Genomic DNA, 18,794 nt, shown 5'->3' on the forward strand with positions numbered 1-18,794 from the left:
ATACATACATGTCGATTTCAAAACAGCTGCCGCTGTTTTGCCTGTTGTCTTTTGCCATACCCTTAGTGGCACAGGATAAGAGAGGCGATACTATTCGCCTGCGCGACATCGAAGTGAAAGGTAAATCGCCTGTAAAAACAGGTACTGCCACTGCCATGTCGTTACGCAATGAACAGTTAGAACAAACACGCGGTAAAAGCCTTGCCGGCGCGTTATCCAGCCTTCCGGGTGTAAGCATCCTTAAAACAGGTCATTCCATCGAGAAGCCTGTCATCAACGGGATGCACAGTAACAGGGTACTGATACTGAACAATGGCGTACGGCAGGAAGGACAGCAATGGGGTACTGAGCATGCGCCCGAAGTAGATGCCTACATCGCTAAAGAACTGACCGTTATTAAAGGCGCGGAAGGCGTACGCTATGGCGCGGATGCACTAGGCGGAGTGATACTGGTGAAACCAGCCCCTTTACCGGATACAGGCATAGTAAAAGGAGAAGTGCATCTGAATGCTGCCAGCAATGGACGCTCCGGCAATATCGCCGGTGTCCTGAATGGCAACATACACGGACTGGGCTGGCGGGTACAGGGCTCCTTCAAAAAAGCAGGAAATATAAAAACAGCCGGCTATTACCTGGGCAATACCGGTATGAATGAAAGTAACTTTTCAGGTGCCCTCAAATACAGATCACTGGATGCCTACTTTAGCCATTTCAGCACACAGATCGGTATTCTGCACAGTGCGCATATTGGTACTATAGAAGATATCGAAGCACGTATCGCACACGGCAGGCCATTTGAACAATATAATTTCACTTACGACATCAATGCGCCACGTCAGCAGGTAACGCACGATCTCGGCAAACTTACCTGGCATCATAAAGACCTGGAGATACAGTACGCCATACAGCGCAATCGCCGGCAGGAATTTGATGTCCGAAGAGGCGCCGGCAATGACGTCAAACCGATGATGGATCTTGTACTCACTACCCAGACACTGGACGCAGCCTATACACGCCGGCATAAGAGTGGACTGAAAAGCACGTGGGGAATGAATGGCATGATGCAGGTTAATAACAATACACCTGGTACCGGCACGACACCACTGATACCGAATTATGATAGTTATTCATTCGGTACCTATGCTGTAGCACGACTGGTAAAAGAGCAGTACGAGCTGGAAGCAGGCATCAGATATGATGTTAAATATTTTGACGCAGCCGGCTACCGGTATGACTATTCCCATTTCAATGACAATGGCGGTTTTGACCTCAATCTCTTTACTGCTAACAGAACATTTCATAATGTCTCCGGCGCATTAGGTGGCGTATTACATATCGACGACTACTTTGAATTACGCACCAATATAGGACTGGCATGGAGAGCACCAACTGCCAATGAATTGTATAGCGACGGATTACATCATGGTGCCGCTATCTATGAGATCGGCAATCCGGATATGAAAAGTGAACAGGGATATAAATGGGTCAACTCTTTATCATACACCAGTAAACAAATACAGTTACACCTGGATGTATATGGTCACTACATCAGGAATTACATCTATGCACAACCTAATCCGGACACGGTCAGGAGAACGGTGCGCGGTACATTCCCGATCTTCATGTACGAGCAGACCGATGCGGCTTTTGCTGGCTTTGACTTCGGAGGAAGCTATCACTTTCTGCCACCCCTTACATATACAGCGAATGTATCTCTCATCAGAAGCAGGGAATACCTTCCCTACATACCAGCTGACCGTATAGATCATGGTCTGCAATGGGATTATAAACACGCTTACTTAAAAATGGAGCACCGGTATGTTGCCCGGCAGCGACGTTACAGGGTGCATAGTGATTATGCGCCACCACCACCTGCGTATCACCTGCTTTCCGCGACAGCAGCCATGAAGTTTACATCACTATCAGTAAGCCTTACGGTAGAAAACATCACCAATAATCTTTATAAAGATTACATGGACCGGTTCAGGTATTACGCACATGAAATGGGTAGAAACTTTACACTCAGGATTCATTATACATTCTAAACAATATACAACTATGAACAAGTTACACAGCTATCTCCTCCTAGGGATAATCAGCTTCGGTATTATGACATTTTCATCGTGTTCCAAAGAAGATCCGGTACCGGAAAAAGACCAGGAAGAGGTAGGTAAAACATCACTGCTGCTACAGGAAGTTGAATGGGATGGTGATTTTAGCACAGGACATGCACATGCTATTGATGGTGCTGCCATTGATACTATACAGTTTGATGAGCAGGGTAATGCGCCTGCCGGATTTCACCTCCACCTGCATACCGGCAGATCTTACAAAATGACACTTATTGCACGCGACTATGCGGGCCGTGAAATACAACAAACCTTCCTGGACAGGGCAGATATACACCAGGCGGTCATACTCGGTGCACCGGATGGTGTAATGGATTATACATATGGAGATGATCAGGTAGGTGTCACCGGTTACCTGCACATTGTTAAAAGTGCATCCACTTTTACATTACAATATCTCATGAGGCATCTTAATCCAGGTGTAAAGGCACAGGTAACACCTGATGACTGGAACAACGCCAACTACCAGACGAAGCTTGCAGGAGCGACTGATCTCGACTTAAAATTTGAATTACACCCTGTTGAATAAAAACCAATAAACATACGAACATGAAAAAGTATTGTTATGCATTTGCCGCCGCTGCTATATTCTTAACAGCATGTAGTAAAGATGATGAAAAAATTACACCAGAAAATCCAGCTATTGTTGCCTCTTCACGCCTTGATTTCATTGAGGTAAATGGTAGTGCACATGGCGATCATTTTCATGATCTGGCTGAGAAGACCGGAGAGAAAGACAGCATAGCTGTGTTATTTAATGACAAAGGAGAAGCACAGAACGGACACGTGCATCTCGATCCGCATAAAATATACCGGATGCAGTTCCGCCTGTTTAACAGCGCAGGAAAAGAGTTACAGCAAAGCTTCCTCACCAGCAAAGCAGTGGCAGATTCATTTAAAGTATTCCTTAGTGGTGGCAATTTCATCCTGAATCCAACTACAGGCGATGCAGAAAACGGCGCCATATTCCAGCCGCGAGAGCAGGCATATGGTGATGGTAGCGCGGTGAACGGAAAGTATGAAACAACGGGTATCCTTGCTTATTTCACATTGGGGGAAGCGAACAGTGGCGCTGAAGCAGACATCTCTTATGTGCTGCGGAAATTCAATGATGCGACGACAAAAGGAAAGATTGAACGTACTGACTGGAACCATACGGATTATGCCAGTAAATATGCAGGAACGGATGTCGTAAAACTCACATTCGAAGTACATGCAGAAGAGCATGAATAACTAGTGATGAAGCATAAAACAAAAGGGTATCCGGCGTTTTGCTGAGGTACCCTTTTTATATTTTATTACTACGGGTGTGCAGCCACCCATATCTCCCCATCTTCAAAGTATTCTTTTTTCCAGATGGGGACCGTTTCTTTCAGTATATCAATCGCATATTCACAGGCATCAAATGCAGCCGCGCGATGTGGAGCCGCTACTGCGATTACAACCACTACCTCGCCTGGTAATTTTTCACCCACGATGTGCAACATCGCTATTCTTCTGACACCAAAATGTTCAATGGTATAATCTGCAATCTTCTCCATTTCTGATAACGCCATCGGCTCATAACATTCAAAGAAAAGTTTGTTCACTTTTTTTCCTTTTGTGTTATCGCGTACATTGCCGGAGAAGACTACAACGCCTCCGCAGTCGGGCGTTTCAACGAAGTCTAATGCCTGTTGCACGGTCACATTGCTATCTATTTTTATTAACTTGTTCATCTGATTTTTGCTCAGCGAATTTGAGTATTTTGAGAAGAAATATTTTTTACAGCAAAATGAAAATGCTCTAATATTGGCCCCTTAAAACATTGTTTGTTATAAGAATACATCCAATTGTAGAGGCAATCATCTGGATCGTCTTTATCGCGAGCTTTATTCCTCCGATTATCTCAATGGTAAAGTATACTATGTCACCCACCACTTACCGGAGGAATCACTGCAATTTCATCACTATCCTGCAAGACATCTCCGTCATTTGCATATACCTTGTTCACCGCAATCATTAAGGAACGTAACTGTTCCAGGGAAGGGTATTTTGTGTACAACCAGGCTCTCAGTGCCGCTACTGTGGTGATCCCTTCCGCCGTAATAACAGGCGCACCTGCTATATCTTTCGCTATGCCAAATAATAAAATGCGCATATCCCTCTTATGAAATTTAGATAAAGCTACGATATTGTAGTAATTTAACAGGTGATATATCAAATAACAATCAAATGAAAATAAGAATCAGAGGCAATAGCATTCGTTATCGTCTGGACAAAAAAGACGTAGACATTCTCAAGAATGATGGAAAAGTAGAAGAAGCAACTATCATCGGAGCAGGTACCCTGCATTTTTGTATTAAGGCAAAGCAAGGCGCTAATGCCCCCTTCATCAAACTGGAAGGATCTGCTATACATCTATCTTTCCCAAAAGAACAGATCACCGAATGGGCGGACACCGACCAGGTAGGCTTTTCAGCAGAGATTCCCAATGCAGATGGATCGTCCCTTCACATACTGGTGGAAAAAGATTTCAAATGCCTCACAGAACGTAGCGAAGATGACAGCAATGCATTTGATAATCCATTACAAAGCTGCTAATCAATTATTTATATAGAGATCAGCGGCTCAGCACATGCCATCTTGCCCGTATCAGACAAGCACACCAGTCAGCAGATGTACGTGCCGACTACTTACATCAGGAATAACTTGTCCTACAAAATATGACATCTTTCTGACAGGGAAACACCTGTGCACCGGATTTTTCCGCTTTAGATAAATAATTTTCCCGTTTCGATTAGTCATCCGGTTCGGACTGATCGTTCTTTGTGGAAAAGTCGTCTGGTCAATGTTTAGTATTCACCTAAACATTCCGGGAAGCACCAGAAAACTGACAGGCGACAATTTCTTATACATTTCTAAGCATGAAAAAAATATTTGGCTGGTTACATCTCTGGCTCGGCATCATTTCCGGCATAGTGGTCCTGATCGTAGCAGGGACGGGCAGCCTGCTTGTATTTGAAGAGGAACTGGAACATACCTTCCGGTCTTCTTTTTTCTATGTAGAAATACCCGCTAACACACCCCGGCAGCCGCTGGATAATCTCACGGATTATGTACAAAGGGAAAATCCGAAGTACAAAATCTTTCAGATTGTCGTGGAGCCGGAAGCCAATCGCAGCATCGTATACCTCTTAAGGAAGGGAAAAGTAAAGGAGATCAAGAACCAGCTGTATGTAGCGGTAGACCCTTACACCGGCAGGATCATTTCCTCATTGCCGGGCAATAAGCGATTCTTCTCTGTCGTATTACAGTTACACCGCTATCTCTGTATGGGAGAAACCGGCAAGGTCATTACAGGCGTTTCCTGTTCTATTTTTACCATCCTGATCCTCACCGGACTAATACTCTGGTGGCCGAAGCGAAACAACAGGAAACAGCGTTTCCGTGTGAAATGGAATGCCTCTTTCAAACGTCTCAACTGGGACCTTCATGCAGTTTTCGGATTTTATGTCCATATCGTATTGTTCTTTATTGCAGTAACAGGGTTAGTATGGAGCTATAAATGGGTGAATAACCTGCTTTACCTGGCGTTTGATGGTAGTACCAAACAGCAAAAGATCGTAGCTCCTACCAGCCTGGCGGTAGAAAACACCGGTATCGCTTACCTGGAAAAGATCCTGGCTAAAACCAATGAAAGATTGCCTTATGAAGGTAAGATCACTATCCGTTTTGCAGAAACAGACAGTCTGGCTATTTCTGCTGCCAAGGAAAACAGGACCAGACATGACAATGTCGCTGACTTCCTCTATTTTCAGGCAGGCACTGCTGAACTGGTGAAAGAAAGATTGTACGATAATGAGAGTAGAGGCACTATTGCCAGGAGATGGATCTACCCGATACATACAGGAAGTTTCTATGGCGTTCCCACCAAAATAATCGCACTGATCGCATCGCTGGTGGCCTTCACACTCCCCATATCCGGATTCATGATCTGGATGGGCAGAAAGAAAAAGAAGCCGGCCGTAATGGTGAAGAAAAAACTACCGGTTAATAGAACAGCTGAACCCAGGCCTGCAATACAATAAATAATACAGTACCAGGCAGGCTACAACTCATAATAACGGGGGGCAAAATGATGATCATTTTGTCCCCCGCTTATTTATGCTGACAATGGTATTTATGCCACTGTGCTATTAGTACATATTCATTTCCGCATCTATCTCAGCCGCCCAGGCATGAATGCCGCCTTCAATGTTATATACAGCAGGGAATCCAGCAGCATCCAGTTGCTGCGCGATCATCAGACTGCGCATACCATGATGGCACAACAGGGCTACGGGCACCTCTTTATTCAGCTGAGACATGACGCCACCTACCATACGCATAGGTATATGCATCGCCTGCGGAATACTGCATATCTCCCATTCATCCGGTTCTCTCACGTCGATCAGCTGTACCGGCTTACCGGTTTCTAACCATTGTTGCAGCTGATGTACGGATAAACTTCTGACACCGCCGGTATCACATGGCTGATCATATGTTTCCTGTAAGGCCGTAATATGATGATTACCTGGCACTGGCTTGATCTGAAAGGTATGGTGAACGTTGTAAAGTGTGTCAATTGTCAGCAGCTGATTGCTTAATGGCGCTCCTATACCAGTAATAATTTTCACTGTTTCATTGGCCTGATAGGAGCCAATAATCCCGGGAAGAATCCCCAGCACCCCAATATCGCTGCAATTAAGCATTGTACCTGGTTCCGGTTGCTCCGGGAATAAACAACGGTAAGTGGCACTCCCATTATAATTAAATACACTGACCTGTCCTTCATACTTATGAATAGCGCCATACACAAATGGTTTATTCAGGATAACACAGGCATCATTGACCAGGTAGCGGGTACCAAAATTATCAGTACAATCAACCACTACATCATAGGGCGCAATAATATCCAGGGCATTATCAGGCATGATCCATGTGTCATGCATGGAAAAATTCACCTCGGGGTTCAGTTGCGCTAAACGCTGTACGGCCGTGCGCAGCTTCGGTTGTCCGACTTCATTGGTATGATAAAGTACCTGTCTTTGCAGATTGGTCAGGGAGATATCGTCATGTTCTACGATCCCTATCCGGCCTACGCCCATTGCGGTAAGATATTGTAGTACCGGTACGCCTAATCCGCCGGCGCCGATAATCAGTACGGCGGCATTATTCAGCAGTTGCTGTTTAGCTGGTCCAAAGCCCTCTAGTTTCAGGTGTCTGTCATATCGTTGCATCATCCGTTCTTTATCCTTTTAGACATAAATATTGAATCGCCATATGTGCCGTCTGACTGTTTAAAAGCAGCCTGCAAACGGCCATATTCCATAAAACCAAAGTTACGATACAACTGAATAGCTCTTTCATTGTTTGCAAACACGTTGAAGTGTATGATTTCCAAATCTTCATGTTGTTCTGCCCACCGGAGCGCGGCTGTCATGAGCCGGCGCCCAATCCCCATATTCCAGTATTCGTGCAGAACAGCTATGCCCAGTTGCCCGAGATGTCTTTCTTTTCTAAAACCGGACTGTTTGATAGATACACTACCCGCGAAGCGGTTATCAATCACGGCTATCAGCATCAGGTGCTGGGGATGATGGCAGAAGGTATGCAAAAAAGCTTCTTCATCTGCAACGGTCAATGCCGCAGCTTCCTGCTTTGTCATGAGCAGAAAACCGGTTTCGGAAGTCAGCTGCTGATACAAAGCCAGCAGGGCAGGAGCGTCTTCGAGGGTGGCAGGGCGTAACAACAATACTTGCCCATTTGGGAGAAAGTGCTGCATATTACAAATGTAAGCACAAAAAAAGCGTTGCATGAATGCAACGCCTTTATATTATTTAAATATTACGCTATTAGAGTGTGATCTTATCTGCACCGAAATATGGCTGCAATACCTTCGGAATATTGATAGCGTCCGGCGTCTGATTGTTCTCCAGGATACACGCCAGGATACGCGGCAATGCCAGGGAGCTGCCATTCAGCGTATGCACCAGCTGTGGTTTACCACCACCGTCCTTGAAACGGATCTTCGCACGATTTGCCTGGAAAGATTCGAAGTTAGATACAGAGCTCACTTCCAGCCATTTCTGCTGAGCAGTGCTATATACTTCGAAGTCGTATGTTAATGCGGACGCAAAGCCCATATCGCCACCACAAAGGCGGAGGATACGGTATGGCAGTTCCAGTGATTTCACCAGTTCTTCCACATGCGCTACCATCTCATCCAGTATTTCGTAAGATTTTTCCGGATGTACAACCTGTACTATTTCAACTTTGTCAAACTGGTGCAGCCGGTTCAGACCCCGTACGTCTTTACCATAAGAGCCAGCCTCACGGCGGAAACAAGGTGTATAACCCGTCAGTCTAACCGGCAGTTCGGTATCCTTCAGGATCTCATCTCTGAAAATGTTGGTCAGCGGTACTTCGGCAGTTGGGATGAGGTATAACTCATCTTCTCCTACAAAGTACATCTGTCCTTCTTTGTCAGGTAGCTGTCCTGTACCGTAACCGGAATCACTGTTCACCAGGTGAGGCACCTGAAATTCAGTATAACCGTGCTGGGTATTATAGTTAAGGAAATACTGGATCATAGCGCGCTGTAAACGTGCGCCACGGTTCTTGTACACCGGGAAACCGGCGCCAGTGATCTTATTTCCCAGTTCGAAATCGATCAGGTCATATTTCTTTGCCAGGTCCCAGTGAGGAACAGCCCCTTCAAATAGTGTAGGGATGTCGCCACCGGTACGGACTTCCACATTCTCTTCCGGCGTTTTACCCGGAGGTACTAACGGAGACGGAAGGTTAGGCAGTTTTACCAAAGTATCGTGCAGAAGCTTTTCTGTAGCTGCCAGCTCCTCGTTAATAGGATGCAGCTTTTCTTTCAGTGATGCTACTTCTGCTTTACGTGATTCCGCTTCATCTTTCTGGCCCTGTGACATCAGCTTACCGATCTCTTTTGAAGTCGAGTTTACTTTTGCCTGTGTCTCATCATACTCAAGGGTTAATTTCTTGCGCTTGTCGTCCAGCTCAAGTACCTGATCTACCAGAGTCAGCTCCCTGAAGTTCTTCAGCGTAAGCCTTTCCAGCACCTCGGCCTTGTTTTGACGAATGAACGGAACTTGTAACATTTTACGATTTATTAAATTTCAGCAAATATAACAGTGAATTAGGAATTAAGAATTAGGAATTACGAATTGTGACCCAAGGGATTGCCTATGGGTGAACATTTTCCACTAAAGCAGTATGTATCGTGCTTAAATAACGCGTCACAACCGGTTTACCAGGAACATCCTATAGTTAGTTCAGCGGATGATCCCGGCCTTGCCCGCCTAATGCCGCATGATGCAGTTCAGGACTGTTAAGTACTCAGACTTCCTGATTCCCAATTCCCAATTAAGAAAGATATTTCCCTACGATCGGTACTCTTCTGCCCACACCGAATGCCTTTGACGATACACGGATGATAGGGCAGAACTGGTTCCGTTTATACTCATTTGTATTAACAAGTTTGAGTGTACGGGTGACCAGCGCCGCATCAAAGCCCTGGGCAATAATCTCCTTAGGTCCCTGACGACGCTCTATGTACTGATAGAGGATACTGTCGAGCACTGCATAATCCGGCAGACTGTCGCTATCCTTCTGATTCGGACGCAACTCTGCGGAAGGCGCCTTATCAATGATATTGTGCGGAATGATCTCCTTATCACGGTTAATATACCTTGCCAACGCATAGACCTGCATTTTATACACATCACCGAGTACGGCCAGTCCGCCGGCCATATCTCCGTAAAGCGTACCATAACCGGTAGACAACTCGCTCTTATTAGACGTATTCAGGAGGATATACCCGAACTTATTGGATAGCCCCATCAGCAGGTTACCCCGGATACGTGACTGCGTGTTTTCTTCCGCTACATTGAACGGCCGGCCTTCAAAATGCGGTTGCAGCGTCTGCAGGAAAGTCTCATAGATATCATTAATCCGAATGATATCGTATGGATTGTCCAGATTTTTAGACAAGGCAACGGCATCGTCTACAGAATGTTCAGTAGAATAGGGAGAAGGCATCAGTATTGCTCTCACATTCTCCTTACCGAGCGCTTCTACTGCCAATGCCAGGGTAACTGCGCTGTCTATTCCTCCGGAAGAACCGAGGATGGCTTTGGTGAAGCCCATCTTCTGAAAATAATCCTTAATACCGATGATGATAGCCTGGTAAATGCGGTCAATGTTGTAGTCCGGCTTCAGCTCATCTACGGGAATATAATCAACTGGCGGGGCCGGCTGATCAGACTGTAATAAGGTTTCCAGATCATATCCGCCGATCGCTTCCTCGAAATAAGGCAGCTCTTTTATGATATTACCGTGCGCGTCAAAGATGACTGATCCTCCGTCAAAAACGATCTCGGTCTGGGAACCGACTGCATTACAGTAATACATCGGGATGCCGTACTTACGTACGTTCTCCCGGATGATCTTTTTACGGTCCTGCGCATGGTTATAGTCAAACGGAGAAGCTGACAGGTTGATCATTACGTCCGGTTGCTGTTCCATTAGCTGGTCCATCGGGCAGATCCTGTACAGGGGATTATCTCCCAGGTTCCAGATATCTTCACAAATGGTCACTGCCAGTTTCTTTCCTTTGAACGGCACTACGTTCCAGGCATAGCCAGGTTCGAAATAACGATATTCATCGAATACGTCGTACGTCGGTAGCAGGGTCTTGTGAATGACCTGCTTTACCTCACCCTCATGCAGGAACCAGGCAGCATTGAACAGATCTTTACCTTCCGGTTGCGGGTTGCGGGCAGGAGCGCCTACCAGTACCGCTATATTGGCGGTATGTGCTTTTATCTTGTCGATAGCAGCATAGGACTGTTGGATGAAATCATCAAACTCCAGAAAATCCCTGGGCGGGTAGCCACACACGCATAACTCAGTAAATACAACCAGATCAGCACCCTGCGCTTCTGCAGCTTTGATGCCTTCCAGTATTTTCTGTGTATTCAGTTCAAAATTCCCGATGTGATAGTTCTGTTGAGCAAGTATAATTTTCATCTACAAACGTCTTTTTAAAAGAATAATCCCAGGTTTAAGGCAAAGCTATTCATATTTACTTTACCGTCATCCCATTTTCCATTGCGGGTAGCATCGATGAACCCGTTACGGTAGGTCAGGCCAACCAGACCAGTAAGTTTATCACCTAAAGGATACTCAACTCCCGCGCCAACCTGTAAACCAATATTAACTGGCATAATATTACGCAATACGTTCACTTTATCTTCGTTCACATTCAGACCTACTACATTTGCGCGGCTACGTACAGGCACACCCAGGTAAGTACCGAACTGGCCCCAGAAGGCAGCAACGTTTTCCACATCAGTTTTCAGTTTCAGGGCGAAAGGCACCTCTACATAGGTAGTTTTCAGCTTGTATTCTGTTGGCGCCTGTTTATATGCGTCCAGCCCTTTACCAGCCTCATACTTCAGGGTACTCCCTGCAGTAGAGATCTGTAAACCGGAAGCAATGGCATAACGGCCGTCTTCATCCAGGAGGAAGTCTGTCATCAGACCGAAGCTGACACCAAAACGGGATGAATTACGTTCTACGCCAGATTCCTGGGGTTGTAACCAGAAAATGGTAGGATCCAGTTTAAAGCCCAGACGAACCTTCTTTCCGTCCTGTGCGTTCGCTACCAATGCTGATCCAAACAAAAATGCCGTTAAAATAACCTTCCTCATATAATTTTATCTTTTTTTTAATACAGGCTATATAATATTTTTACCTGTCTGTAAGTTAGATAGTATAGTATGCAAAAATACAGTAATAAATTATTCAGTAGCACTCAGTGGATATTATTCGTGCTCATCCTTACCTCCGGTCTTTCCGCCTGCAAGCACAAAAACGTGCCGGACGTCAGTCATATTGCCATGAATGTAAAGATTGAGCGGTTTGACCAGGCACTTTTCCAGCTGGATACCAATAATATACAGCCAGCATTACAGCAACTGGATAAGGCTTATCCCATGTTCCTACCTGCCTATATGGAGCATGTGATGAACTTCGGTCCCTATTCTGACAGTAGTCGTATGATCCAGCTGCAGACAAGGATGCTGGTCAGCAACCCTGATTTCCGCATGTTGCAGGACTCCATCAATGCCCACTTCCCGAAGGTTGATGCACTTGAAAAGGAGCTGGCCCAAAGCTTCCGCTATATCAAACATTACATCCCTTCCTTCAGCATCCCGGGAAAAGTCGTTGCTTTCAGCTCTGTTATCAGTAATTATGGGGCTGTAACGGTCGACTCCGTATTAGGCATAGGCCTGGATATGTACCTGGGAAAAGATTTCCCGATATATGGTATCCTGCCTGACTATCCGGTTTACATGATCCGCAAGTTTGCGCCCGAATATATTGTTACCAACGCTATTCAGGCACTGGCCCAACAGGCCTATCCGGGCGCAGAAGCGAGTGATCAGCTGGTGATACAGCTTGTAAAAGCCGGCAGACAGCAATATTTCCTGGAGCAGGTACTGCCTGAAACACCAGATAGCATCCGCTTTGGTTACACCAAAGCCCAGATGGAATGGTGCGCGGATAATGAAGTACTGATCTGGCAATATTTTGTACAACAGAACCTCTTGTATAAAACCGACTGGCAGGGTAATATGCGCTTCATGAATGATGGCCCGTCCACACAGGGAATGCCTGAAAACGCTCCTGGTAGAATCGGCCCGTTTGTAGGATGGAGAATTGTAAAAGAATACATGGAACACCATCCGGAGGTTACCCTTCAAAACCTGATGGAAGAAAAAGATGCGATGAAGATATTCTCACAGTCGAAATACAGACCGAAATAAACGCCGCAAACTATCTGAAAAGGTGTTACTCTTTCCGGGGGAACACCTTTTTTATTTTCCTTCTATCTGCTACTGCACTGGTTTAAGGATTCGATCCCTAATGAACAGTTTTGGAGACTATCATCTTACCATTAGATGAAACCAGTATACACGCTAATGTACTAACGTAAATAATTAAACGAAAAAAGCACTGATTTAAGGATTCGAACCTTAATGAACAGTTTTGGAGACTGTCATCTTACCATTAGATGAAACCAGTATACAAAATAATACGCTAACGTGTACAAGTACACGAAATAATAGCACTGACTCAAGGATTCGAACCTCAATGAACAATTTGGAAACTGTCATCTTACCATTAGATGAAGCCAGTGAAGTAAAAATCCGCCACACGTACCAACACGCTAAAACCCGCACTGGTCTAAGGATTCGAACCTTAATGAACGGGGTTGGAAGCCGCCATCTTACCGTTAGATGAAACCAGCAGAAAATAAAAAAGCCCGATTGGTATACCAATCGGGCTTACATGTCTTTATATAGACATCACACAGCAATCCGACTGGCATCTTTAGGACACCATGACCACGAATTACTATATGACTTGTTTGTTTTCATGCAAACAAAGATAGAGTGATTTTCCTGAATAAAAATCATTTAGGTAAAAAATTATTTCTGGCCATTTACACTTTCTCCGCCCAATACATCCACGACCGTTTCCCCTGGCAATATGCTGTACACCGGTATATTCAGCGCATACCGTTCGCACAATTGACTGATAGCGGCATCAATCTGTTCTGCATTGTACCTCGAAGAGAAGTGTCCTAATATGAGCTTCTCGATATTACTTCCACTCACCATTTCAATTACTTCATCAAGGCGACTATGTTTGTTCTTGTGTGCGTGCACTTTGATCTCTTCTTCTCTCTCCAGGAATGTTGCTTCGTGAATAAGAATTTTCGTATCCTCCCATCTATGCAGATCATCAACAGGAGTGTCTCCGGAGTAAGAGAGAATATTAGTTCTCACTTCCATCGTAGTAGCTTCTTTTCCTTTCTCCATCCCTATTTTACGGATCTCTTCACCTGAAAGATGCGCCAGCTCAGGACGTAATTTTCTCTTTGTCTGATACACCTTGAAACTCAGACTCCGCATCACCTCCGGCGGTGCAGGTACATGGCCGTTCCGCACGGGCACTACCACTATATCATCCTTCACACGAAGCTCGTCACCTGCTGTCACCGGCCTCCATTGAGTACCGACAGCATAGGGATCGAAGCGGGAAAAGAATTCCTGCATATAAGGAAATGAGCGGCAATCCTTCGGATAATGTATCACCGGATATCCTTCTCTTGCATTGAGCTGATTAAACTGTAACAGGCCCGTCAGATGATCTCTGTCAGCATGAGAAATAAAAACATGATTGATCTTTCTGCTTTTCTGCAACAGCGCTGACATGAGACCATCGCCTGCATCGAGGAGCAGTCCCAGCTCCTCTACAAAATACCACGTAGAAAACAAGGCAGTAGAGTAGCCTGTAATTGTTAATTCCATTAGACTTTCTTCAAAATAATAGTGAGTATCCTGGGGATACTGTTCCTGTCGTTATCGTCAAAATATTCATTGATATCTTCTACCACCAGACCATACTTCTTTGCAGGCCGGATAAAGTCAGAGATATGATGATTAAAACACTCGAGTACTTCCGTGCCAGCTTCCGTATCAAACCGGGCTTTCGTACCTGCATATTGCTTGAAAGGGTGTAATTCACCAATGTATACACGGCCTCCCGGATGCAGTGATTTAGCTACTTCCCGGAAAATATGGTCCAGGTCATCAATGTGTTCCAGCACAAGACTAAAACTGACCAGGTCATATAAACCGTCCTGAAACTGCCATTCTTTGGTGATATCAGCCTGCTTGAACAATACCCTGCCGGAAGAGATCTTTTCCTTTGCCTTAGCCATCATTCCCTCTGACTGGTCGATAGCCGTAATGTAATCAGCTCTTTCCTGGAACCACAAAGTATTCTTACCAGTACCACAACCTATTTCAAGGCAGGTTTTAAAGGTGATATCTGCCAAGGCAAGACGGAGTGCATGGGCTTCCAGGTCACGCGTTTTATTGTCATTAGTGTCATATTGTGAGGCCCAGAGGTTATAGGCTTGTTTGGTGTCCATCGTTTATTTTTTTGGTGTTGAATAATCAGCCGGTCCGTACCGGATTAACAAATAAATTCGACTATTGTCAACTGCCGGCAGGCATAACAAGAGGCATCCTCTCCCGCTATGGGCCCATCTTTGGCTAATATTGACTATACAATATTAGCAAGGATTTTAATGCGGTTTAAAACAAAGTAGACGAGCTGTCGGTTTGGCGTCACGAATGGGCGACTTGGCGTCATAAGCCGTTTTTATCATGTATACGCCGGATATAGGCGGTTCAACTTAGGAACTGGGGCTATACTTGAGGATGTTTGAGAAAACTACCTCAAACATAGGTGAATGCAAATGTCTTACTACTATCTCAATACAGGAGGACTTCGCCGTTTTACATCCGGGTTCAGGATTCAATTTACCTGTGAAAGCTAATCATATACCTGATAACTCAATGGTGGGCAATAAAAACCGATCTCGGCCCAATCCTGTGGGATCACGCCTTTGTTCCTGCCACCAGAACGGCTATCCAACCTAAGACAGGTTGAGGTATAGTAACCGTATATACCCACTACAGGGGGATAAATCATGTAGGAAACATACCGGTAAACGTAAATCAATTTAGCTTAAAGGGAACAACCATCTGAAATTCAGGAATTTTGACCTCAAACTGTTTCTTATTCAGCTGATTTTCCATCTGGTAGGAGCCGTACATTTTGCCGATCTCGGTACGCAGATTAGAACCTGAAACATATTGGTAGCTTTCAGATGGAGCCAGTAGTGGCTGTACGCCTACTACTCCCTCTCCTTCTACTTCGCGGTGGGTACCGTTGGAATCAATGATATACCAATGGCGGCGAAGCAATTTTATGGGGAAAGTATTATTATTCTCAATGGTGATCCGGTAGGCGAACATAAATTCACTACCAATCGGATTAGAATAATCCGGTTGATAAAATGTCTCTACACTGATGGTAATGCCGTCTGTTACTTTCTTTACCATATTACACCTCCGTTTCGTTTAACGTAAAAATAAGCAAAATAAATCCAGTAGTACTAAAAATTATATATCAGTAAAGACTTTAACTTTTCCTTTAGAAGTAGCACCTGTCGGTGCCTGGATTAAAAATCCCATTGACAATTAACAGGTTATACTATAACAACTCCGTCCATAATTGCAGCGTCCCGTTCTGCTGCCCTGGCCTCTACTTCAAACCGGTTTGCATGGTAGCCCACCCTGGCACATTCCCAAAGATACTTCCACAGGAAAGGCACCAACCCTAATTCTCTGTATTGCATTACATGGCATATTTCATGCCTGACCCACCATTTATGCCGTAGGAAATCCTCGCGACTGGTCCCATGCAGGTGAATTGTCTTTCCTATTACCATAGCGATCTGACTGCCACCCATGTAACGGGCGGCCAGGCGGGCCAGTAATGATCGCTCTTTTATGTAACAGGTCACGGGTTTCATTACTTAAAAATACAAATTCAGGATGACGAATTGTGCAGCACCACCATTCATTTTGTTCATACACAATTCGCCATCCTGTTGTTATAATGAGAATCTACGGGAGATATTGAAACCCCAACGGAACTGGCCCTGCAGCCAGGAAGATCTCGTTTCCGGAATAAACTGGTTTTCCAGAATAGCGGTGGAGTTACCAAAGGTGATATGGAACACGTGACCGCCAGTCTCCAGCTCCAGACCTACTGCCAGCGGATTATACAGCTCACGTCCCTGGGCTTTGAAGTAGTCCTTGCTTTCCTGGCTACGGAATGGGTAGTAGTACTCTACCAGTAATCCCAGCCGCTTGGTAAATTTCAGTCTCCCACCAGCACCCAGTGCAAAGATGTCATTCTGATCCATATAGCCAACCCTGTTCCTGTGTACCAATGTAGGGAGTAATGTCAGGGACAGACTACGACTAAATTTACGGGCAATGATCACCTGCCCTGTATAGGACATGCGGTCTGAAAATCTGCCAAAATAGCTGGCATCAGATTCGGTTTCACTAGACGTCATACCACTCACTACGGCATTACCAAACAGTGACACGGTCAAAGGTATGTGGTCATCGGTGGTTTGCTGCAACAGCCTGTATTTTGCCAGCCCTTCATACAGCTGGGTGAGATTACCGGAACCTTTTGTACGACCGATACCGACCATCAGACGATCGGTAATACCGTACTCAAAAGCGATACGGATATCGGCAGAATTGTCCATTCCGAAGAAGGTTTTCGGGCCACCGAACTCACCGCCCAGATCGCCAAAGTGATGGGCTACTCTAAAATCCAGCTCACGCTTCTTCAGTGTCTCCGGTGAATGCCCCTGTATGATACGGGTTGATTTGTAGGTAGCGATCACAGGTTCATGTGTTTTCACTTCCTCTTTCTCCATAAGTGCCTCCAGGCTTTCCTGGGCAAAAGTGTTTAATACCAGGCAGCAGCCGAGCAATAGCAGATAAATATGCTTCATAGGTTCCGACAGATGATTAATGTTTTATCAGGACGCAGCAGTATAGGTCGCTTTTACAGTTACTTCTACTACTTCTGCGATGTTTTTGATAACCAGGGTAGGTATCTTGATATGATGATCAGCCAGTTTCACATTGAATTTGGCATTGGCAGTGGGTTTCCCATCCTTTACCGTGATCGTAGCTTTTTCGCGGTAGTTCTTATCCACGCCATGCATGGACAATACGCCATCTACAGCTACCTCGTAGGTTCCATCCTTGTGAAGGTCAGGAGGTGATACCAGTTTGCCTTTAAATACAGCATAGGGGTATTTATCACTCTCGAGATAGTTTTCATTAAAATGCTCTTCCATGAGCTGTTTCTTGAATTTAAAGGTATTAACTGCCACTTTGAAATAGAGTTCTCCTGTCTTCAGGTTAATAGCGGATGTTCCTTTATCAGAAGTAGCATCTATATCCTCTACAGGTGTGGCCGAAAAGAAGGATAGTCCGGTGTTGCGGCACATAAATACGTCCTGTGCGAATCCGGCATGTGCAAGCAATAGTCCTGCAAGCAAAACAATCATTTGTTTCATTGTAAACTGTTTTTTTAAGAATGGGTTATCATTCTGGCATTCCATGGTTAAGCCAGCAGTCAATAGAATCGCGGGTACCCTGACTGAGTGCACCCCGGGGAGGCATGTCTGCGTTAGCGCTGGTAACGCGTTCCCTGAACAGTGCTTCATTCGCGTTGAGGTAGGTCTTCAGCTTTTCCAATGTCGAAAAATCTGATACTACAAAGTTGCCGGTTCCTTTATGACATGCGCCATTCGTACATCTGGTCGAAATAGTGGTCATAATGTAGGCGGATGTAATTACAGCGGTATCGCAGGCAGTTGGTGGAATACCTGGTTCCGGTGCGGGCGCCTGTTCGGCCGTACAACTGTACACGAAAAGCATAAGCAGCATGGGAAGCAGCGCGGTTCTCATAGGTTTTTTCATTTCACTTTCGATTTAAGGGCGGACTTATCCGGCCGGGTCTTTGAATGGTTATTTGTTTTAACGCGTAAAACAAAAATATATTTTATAATTGAGAGTCCATAGTACTGTTCATTTAAGTAATCAAAGGAGTAAGGCTACTGACGCACTATCTGATGAATTTTAATATTTT

General features: G+C 45.1%; 20 protein-coding genes. 6 read left to right on the forward strand and 14 right to left on the reverse strand.

What is annotated here, in order from left to right; genetic code table 11:
• Positions 1-8: 8 nt before the first annotated feature.
• The 3 genes from GWR21_RS16840 (at position 9) to GWR21_RS16850 (ending at position 3,362) form a co-directional block, all read left to right on the forward strand.
• Positions 9-2,045 carry a TonB-dependent receptor gene (locus GWR21_RS16840; protein WP_162332876.1) on the forward strand — a complete coding sequence of 679 codons (2,037 nt, stop codon included), beginning with the start codon at positions 9-11 and terminating at the stop codon, positions 2,043-2,045.
• A 64-nt stretch (positions 2,046-2,109) separates the two neighbouring features.
• On the forward strand, positions 2,110-2,658 hold the full coding sequence (locus tag GWR21_RS16845) for a hypothetical protein (RefSeq protein WP_202928954.1): 549 nt from the start codon (positions 2,110-2,112) through the stop codon (positions 2,656-2,658).
• 20 nt (positions 2,659-2,678) lie between these two features.
• Positions 2,679-3,362 carry a hypothetical protein gene (locus tag GWR21_RS16850; RefSeq protein WP_162332878.1) on the forward strand — a complete coding sequence of 228 codons (684 nt, stop codon included), beginning with the start codon at positions 2,679-2,681 and terminating at the stop codon, positions 3,360-3,362.
• Between the two features lie 68 nt (positions 3,363-3,430).
• Here GWR21_RS16850 and GWR21_RS16855 read toward each other — a convergent pair whose 3' ends face one another.
• Together GWR21_RS16855 and moaD are read right to left on the reverse strand one after the other, a co-directional pair.
• Entirely contained in the window at positions 3,431-3,847 is a 417-nt protein-coding gene (locus GWR21_RS16855; RefSeq protein WP_162332879.1) for a molybdopterin synthase catalytic subunit, read from the reverse strand.
• Positions 3,848-4,038: 191 nt separating this feature from the next.
• On the reverse strand, positions 4,039-4,269 hold the full coding sequence (gene moaD / locus GWR21_RS16860; protein WP_162332880.1) for a molybdopterin converting factor subunit 1: 231 nt from the start codon (positions 4,267-4,269) through the stop codon (positions 4,039-4,041).
• Positions 4,270-4,343: 74 nt separating this feature from the next.
• Between moaD and GWR21_RS16865 the strand changes: the two genes are divergently transcribed.
• Positions 4,344-4,712, forward strand: a complete 369-nt coding sequence (locus tag GWR21_RS16865; protein ID WP_162332881.1) for a DUF7009 family protein — start codon at positions 4,344-4,346, stop codon at positions 4,710-4,712.
• A gap of 323 nt (positions 4,713-5,035) precedes the next feature.
• Positions 5,036-6,199 (forward strand): PepSY-associated TM helix domain-containing protein, encoded by a 1,164-nt coding sequence (locus GWR21_RS16870; protein WP_162332882.1) that lies wholly within the window; start codon positions 5,036-5,038, stop codon positions 6,197-6,199.
• A 108-nt stretch (positions 6,200-6,307) separates the two neighbouring features.
• Here the strand turns inward: GWR21_RS16870 and GWR21_RS16875 are convergent, their stop codons facing one another.
• The 5 genes from GWR21_RS16875 to GWR21_RS16895 all read right to left on the reverse strand — a co-directional run bounded on the left by GWR21_RS16875 (position 6,308) and on the right by GWR21_RS16895 (position 11,893).
• On the reverse strand, positions 6,308-7,393 hold the full coding sequence (locus tag GWR21_RS16875) for a ThiF family adenylyltransferase (RefSeq protein ID WP_162332883.1): 1,086 nt from the start codon (positions 7,391-7,393) through the stop codon (positions 6,308-6,310).
• A complete protein-coding gene (locus GWR21_RS16880) occupies positions 7,390-7,935 on the reverse strand; it encodes a GNAT family N-acetyltransferase (RefSeq protein ID WP_162332884.1) in 546 nt (181 codons plus the stop codon). Before GWR21_RS16880 ends, GWR21_RS16875 begins: the two co-directional genes overlap by 4 nt.
• A gap of 70 nt (positions 7,936-8,005) precedes the next feature.
• Positions 8,006-9,280: a serine--tRNA ligase gene (gene serS, locus GWR21_RS16885; RefSeq protein ID WP_162332885.1), complete on the reverse strand. Its 1,275-nt coding sequence runs from the start codon at positions 9,278-9,280 to the stop codon at positions 8,006-8,008.
• A 265-nt stretch (positions 9,281-9,545) separates the two neighbouring features.
• A complete protein-coding gene (locus tag GWR21_RS16890; protein ID WP_162332886.1) occupies positions 9,546-11,210 on the reverse strand; it encodes an NAD+ synthase in 1,665 nt (554 codons plus the stop codon).
• 14 nt (positions 11,211-11,224) lie between these two features.
• A complete protein-coding gene (locus tag GWR21_RS16895) occupies positions 11,225-11,893 on the reverse strand; it encodes a porin family protein (protein ID WP_162332887.1) in 669 nt (222 codons plus the stop codon).
• A 69-nt stretch (positions 11,894-11,962) separates the two neighbouring features.
• Here GWR21_RS16895 and gldB point away from each other — a divergent pair, with 69 nt between their 5' ends.
• A complete protein-coding gene (gldB, locus tag GWR21_RS16900; protein ID WP_162332888.1) occupies positions 11,963-13,012 on the forward strand; it encodes a gliding motility lipoprotein GldB in 1,050 nt (349 codons plus the stop codon).
• A gap of 666 nt (positions 13,013-13,678) precedes the next feature.
• Here the strand turns inward: gldB and GWR21_RS16905 are convergent.
• The 7 genes from GWR21_RS16905 to GWR21_RS16935 all read right to left on the reverse strand — a co-directional run bounded on the left by GWR21_RS16905 (position 13,679) and on the right by GWR21_RS16935 (position 18,625).
• The gene (locus tag GWR21_RS16905) at positions 13,679-14,563 is read right to left on the reverse strand and encodes an MBL fold metallo-hydrolase (protein WP_162332889.1); all 885 of its coding nucleotides are present in this window, start codon (positions 14,561-14,563) and stop codon (positions 13,679-13,681) included.
• Positions 14,563-15,189: a class I SAM-dependent methyltransferase gene (locus GWR21_RS16910; protein ID WP_162332890.1), complete on the reverse strand. Its 627-nt coding sequence runs from the start codon at positions 15,187-15,189 to the stop codon at positions 14,563-14,565. The genes GWR21_RS16905 and GWR21_RS16910 overlap by 1 nt, the downstream gene beginning before the upstream one ends.
• A gap of 592 nt (positions 15,190-15,781) precedes the next feature.
• Positions 15,782-16,168, reverse strand: coding sequence for a Co2+/Mg2+ efflux protein ApaG (gene apaG, locus GWR21_RS16915; RefSeq protein WP_162332891.1), 387 nt, complete (start codon positions 16,166-16,168; stop codon positions 15,782-15,784).
• A 146-nt stretch (positions 16,169-16,314) separates the two neighbouring features.
• Entirely contained in the window at positions 16,315-16,641 is a 327-nt protein-coding gene (locus GWR21_RS16920; RefSeq protein WP_162332892.1) for a DUF4157 domain-containing protein, read from the reverse strand.
• Positions 16,642-16,722: 81 nt separating this feature from the next.
• Positions 16,723-17,646: a DUF5777 family beta-barrel protein gene (locus GWR21_RS16925; RefSeq protein ID WP_162332893.1), complete on the reverse strand. Its 924-nt coding sequence runs from the start codon at positions 17,644-17,646 to the stop codon at positions 16,723-16,725.
• A 27-nt stretch (positions 17,647-17,673) separates the two neighbouring features.
• Positions 17,674-18,219 (reverse strand): YceI family protein, encoded by a 546-nt coding sequence (locus GWR21_RS16930; RefSeq protein WP_162332894.1) that lies wholly within the window; start codon positions 18,217-18,219, stop codon positions 17,674-17,676.
• Between the two features lie 28 nt (positions 18,220-18,247).
• Positions 18,248-18,625, reverse strand: coding sequence for a hypothetical protein (locus GWR21_RS16935; RefSeq protein ID WP_162332895.1), 378 nt, complete (start codon positions 18,623-18,625; stop codon positions 18,248-18,250).
• Positions 18,626-18,794 lie beyond the last annotated feature (169 nt).

The sequence above is a fragment of the Chitinophaga agri genome (assembly GCF_010093065.1).
GTDB lineage: Bacteria > Bacteroidota > Bacteroidia > Chitinophagales > Chitinophagaceae > Chitinophaga > Chitinophaga agri.

What these genes read in the sequence shown, in the direction of transcription:
- GWR21_RS16930 (WP_162332894.1), bottom strand. Translation starts at nt 18,219, where the DNA reads ATGAAACAAATGATTGTTTTGCTTGCAGGACTATTGCTTGCACATGCC.
- gldB (WP_162332888.1), top strand. Translation starts at nt 11,963, where the DNA reads ATGCAAAAATACAGTAATAAATTATTCAGTAGCACTCAGTGGATATTA.
- moaD (WP_162332880.1), bottom strand. Translation starts at nt 4,269, where the DNA reads ATGCGCATTTTATTATTTGGCATAGCGAAAGATATAGCAGGTGCGCCT.
- GWR21_RS16905 (WP_162332889.1), bottom strand. Translation starts at nt 14,563, where the DNA reads ATGGAATTAACAATTACAGGCTACTCTACTGCCTTGTTTTCTACGTGG.
- GWR21_RS16925 (WP_162332893.1), bottom strand. Translation starts at nt 17,646, where the DNA reads ATGAAGCATATTTATCTGCTATTGCTCGGCTGCTGCCTGGTATTAAAC.
- GWR21_RS16920 (WP_162332892.1), bottom strand. Translation starts at nt 16,641, where the DNA reads ATGAAACCCGTGACCTGTTACATAAAAGAGCGATCATTACTGGCCCGC.
- apaG (WP_162332891.1), bottom strand. Translation starts at nt 16,168, where the DNA reads ATGGTAAAGAAAGTAACAGACGGCATTACCATCAGTGTAGAGACATTT.
- GWR21_RS16855 (WP_162332879.1), bottom strand. Translation starts at nt 3,847, where the DNA reads ATGAACAAGTTAATAAAAATAGATAGCAATGTGACCGTGCAACAGGCA.
- GWR21_RS16865 (WP_162332881.1), top strand. Translation starts at nt 4,344, where the DNA reads ATGAAAATAAGAATCAGAGGCAATAGCATTCGTTATCGTCTGGACAAA.
- GWR21_RS16870 (WP_162332882.1), top strand. Translation starts at nt 5,036, where the DNA reads ATGAAAAAAATATTTGGCTGGTTACATCTCTGGCTCGGCATCATTTCC.
- serS (WP_162332885.1), bottom strand. Translation starts at nt 9,280, where the DNA reads ATGTTACAAGTTCCGTTCATTCGTCAAAACAAGGCCGAGGTGCTGGAA.
- GWR21_RS16880 (WP_162332884.1), bottom strand. Translation starts at nt 7,935, where the DNA reads ATGCAGCACTTTCTCCCAAATGGGCAAGTATTGTTGTTACGCCCTGCC.
- GWR21_RS16890 (WP_162332886.1), bottom strand. Translation starts at nt 11,210, where the DNA reads ATGAAAATTATACTTGCTCAACAGAACTATCACATCGGGAATTTTGAA.
- GWR21_RS16845 (WP_202928954.1), top strand. Translation starts at nt 2,110, where the DNA reads ATGACATTTTCATCGTGTTCCAAAGAAGATCCGGTACCGGAAAAAGAC.
- GWR21_RS16910 (WP_162332890.1), bottom strand. Translation starts at nt 15,189, where the DNA reads ATGGACACCAAACAAGCCTATAACCTCTGGGCCTCACAATATGACACT.
- GWR21_RS16840 (WP_162332876.1), top strand. Translation starts at nt 9, where the DNA reads ATGTCGATTTCAAAACAGCTGCCGCTGTTTTGCCTGTTGTCTTTTGCC.
- GWR21_RS16895 (WP_162332887.1), bottom strand. Translation starts at nt 11,893, where the DNA reads ATGAGGAAGGTTATTTTAACGGCATTTTTGTTTGGATCAGCATTGGTA.
- GWR21_RS16875 (WP_162332883.1), bottom strand. Translation starts at nt 7,393, where the DNA reads ATGATGCAACGATATGACAGACACCTGAAACTAGAGGGCTTTGGACCA.
- GWR21_RS16935 (WP_162332895.1), bottom strand. Translation starts at nt 18,625, where the DNA reads ATGAAAAAACCTATGAGAACCGCGCTGCTTCCCATGCTGCTTATGCTT.
- GWR21_RS16850 (WP_162332878.1), top strand. Translation starts at nt 2,679, where the DNA reads ATGAAAAAGTATTGTTATGCATTTGCCGCCGCTGCTATATTCTTAACA.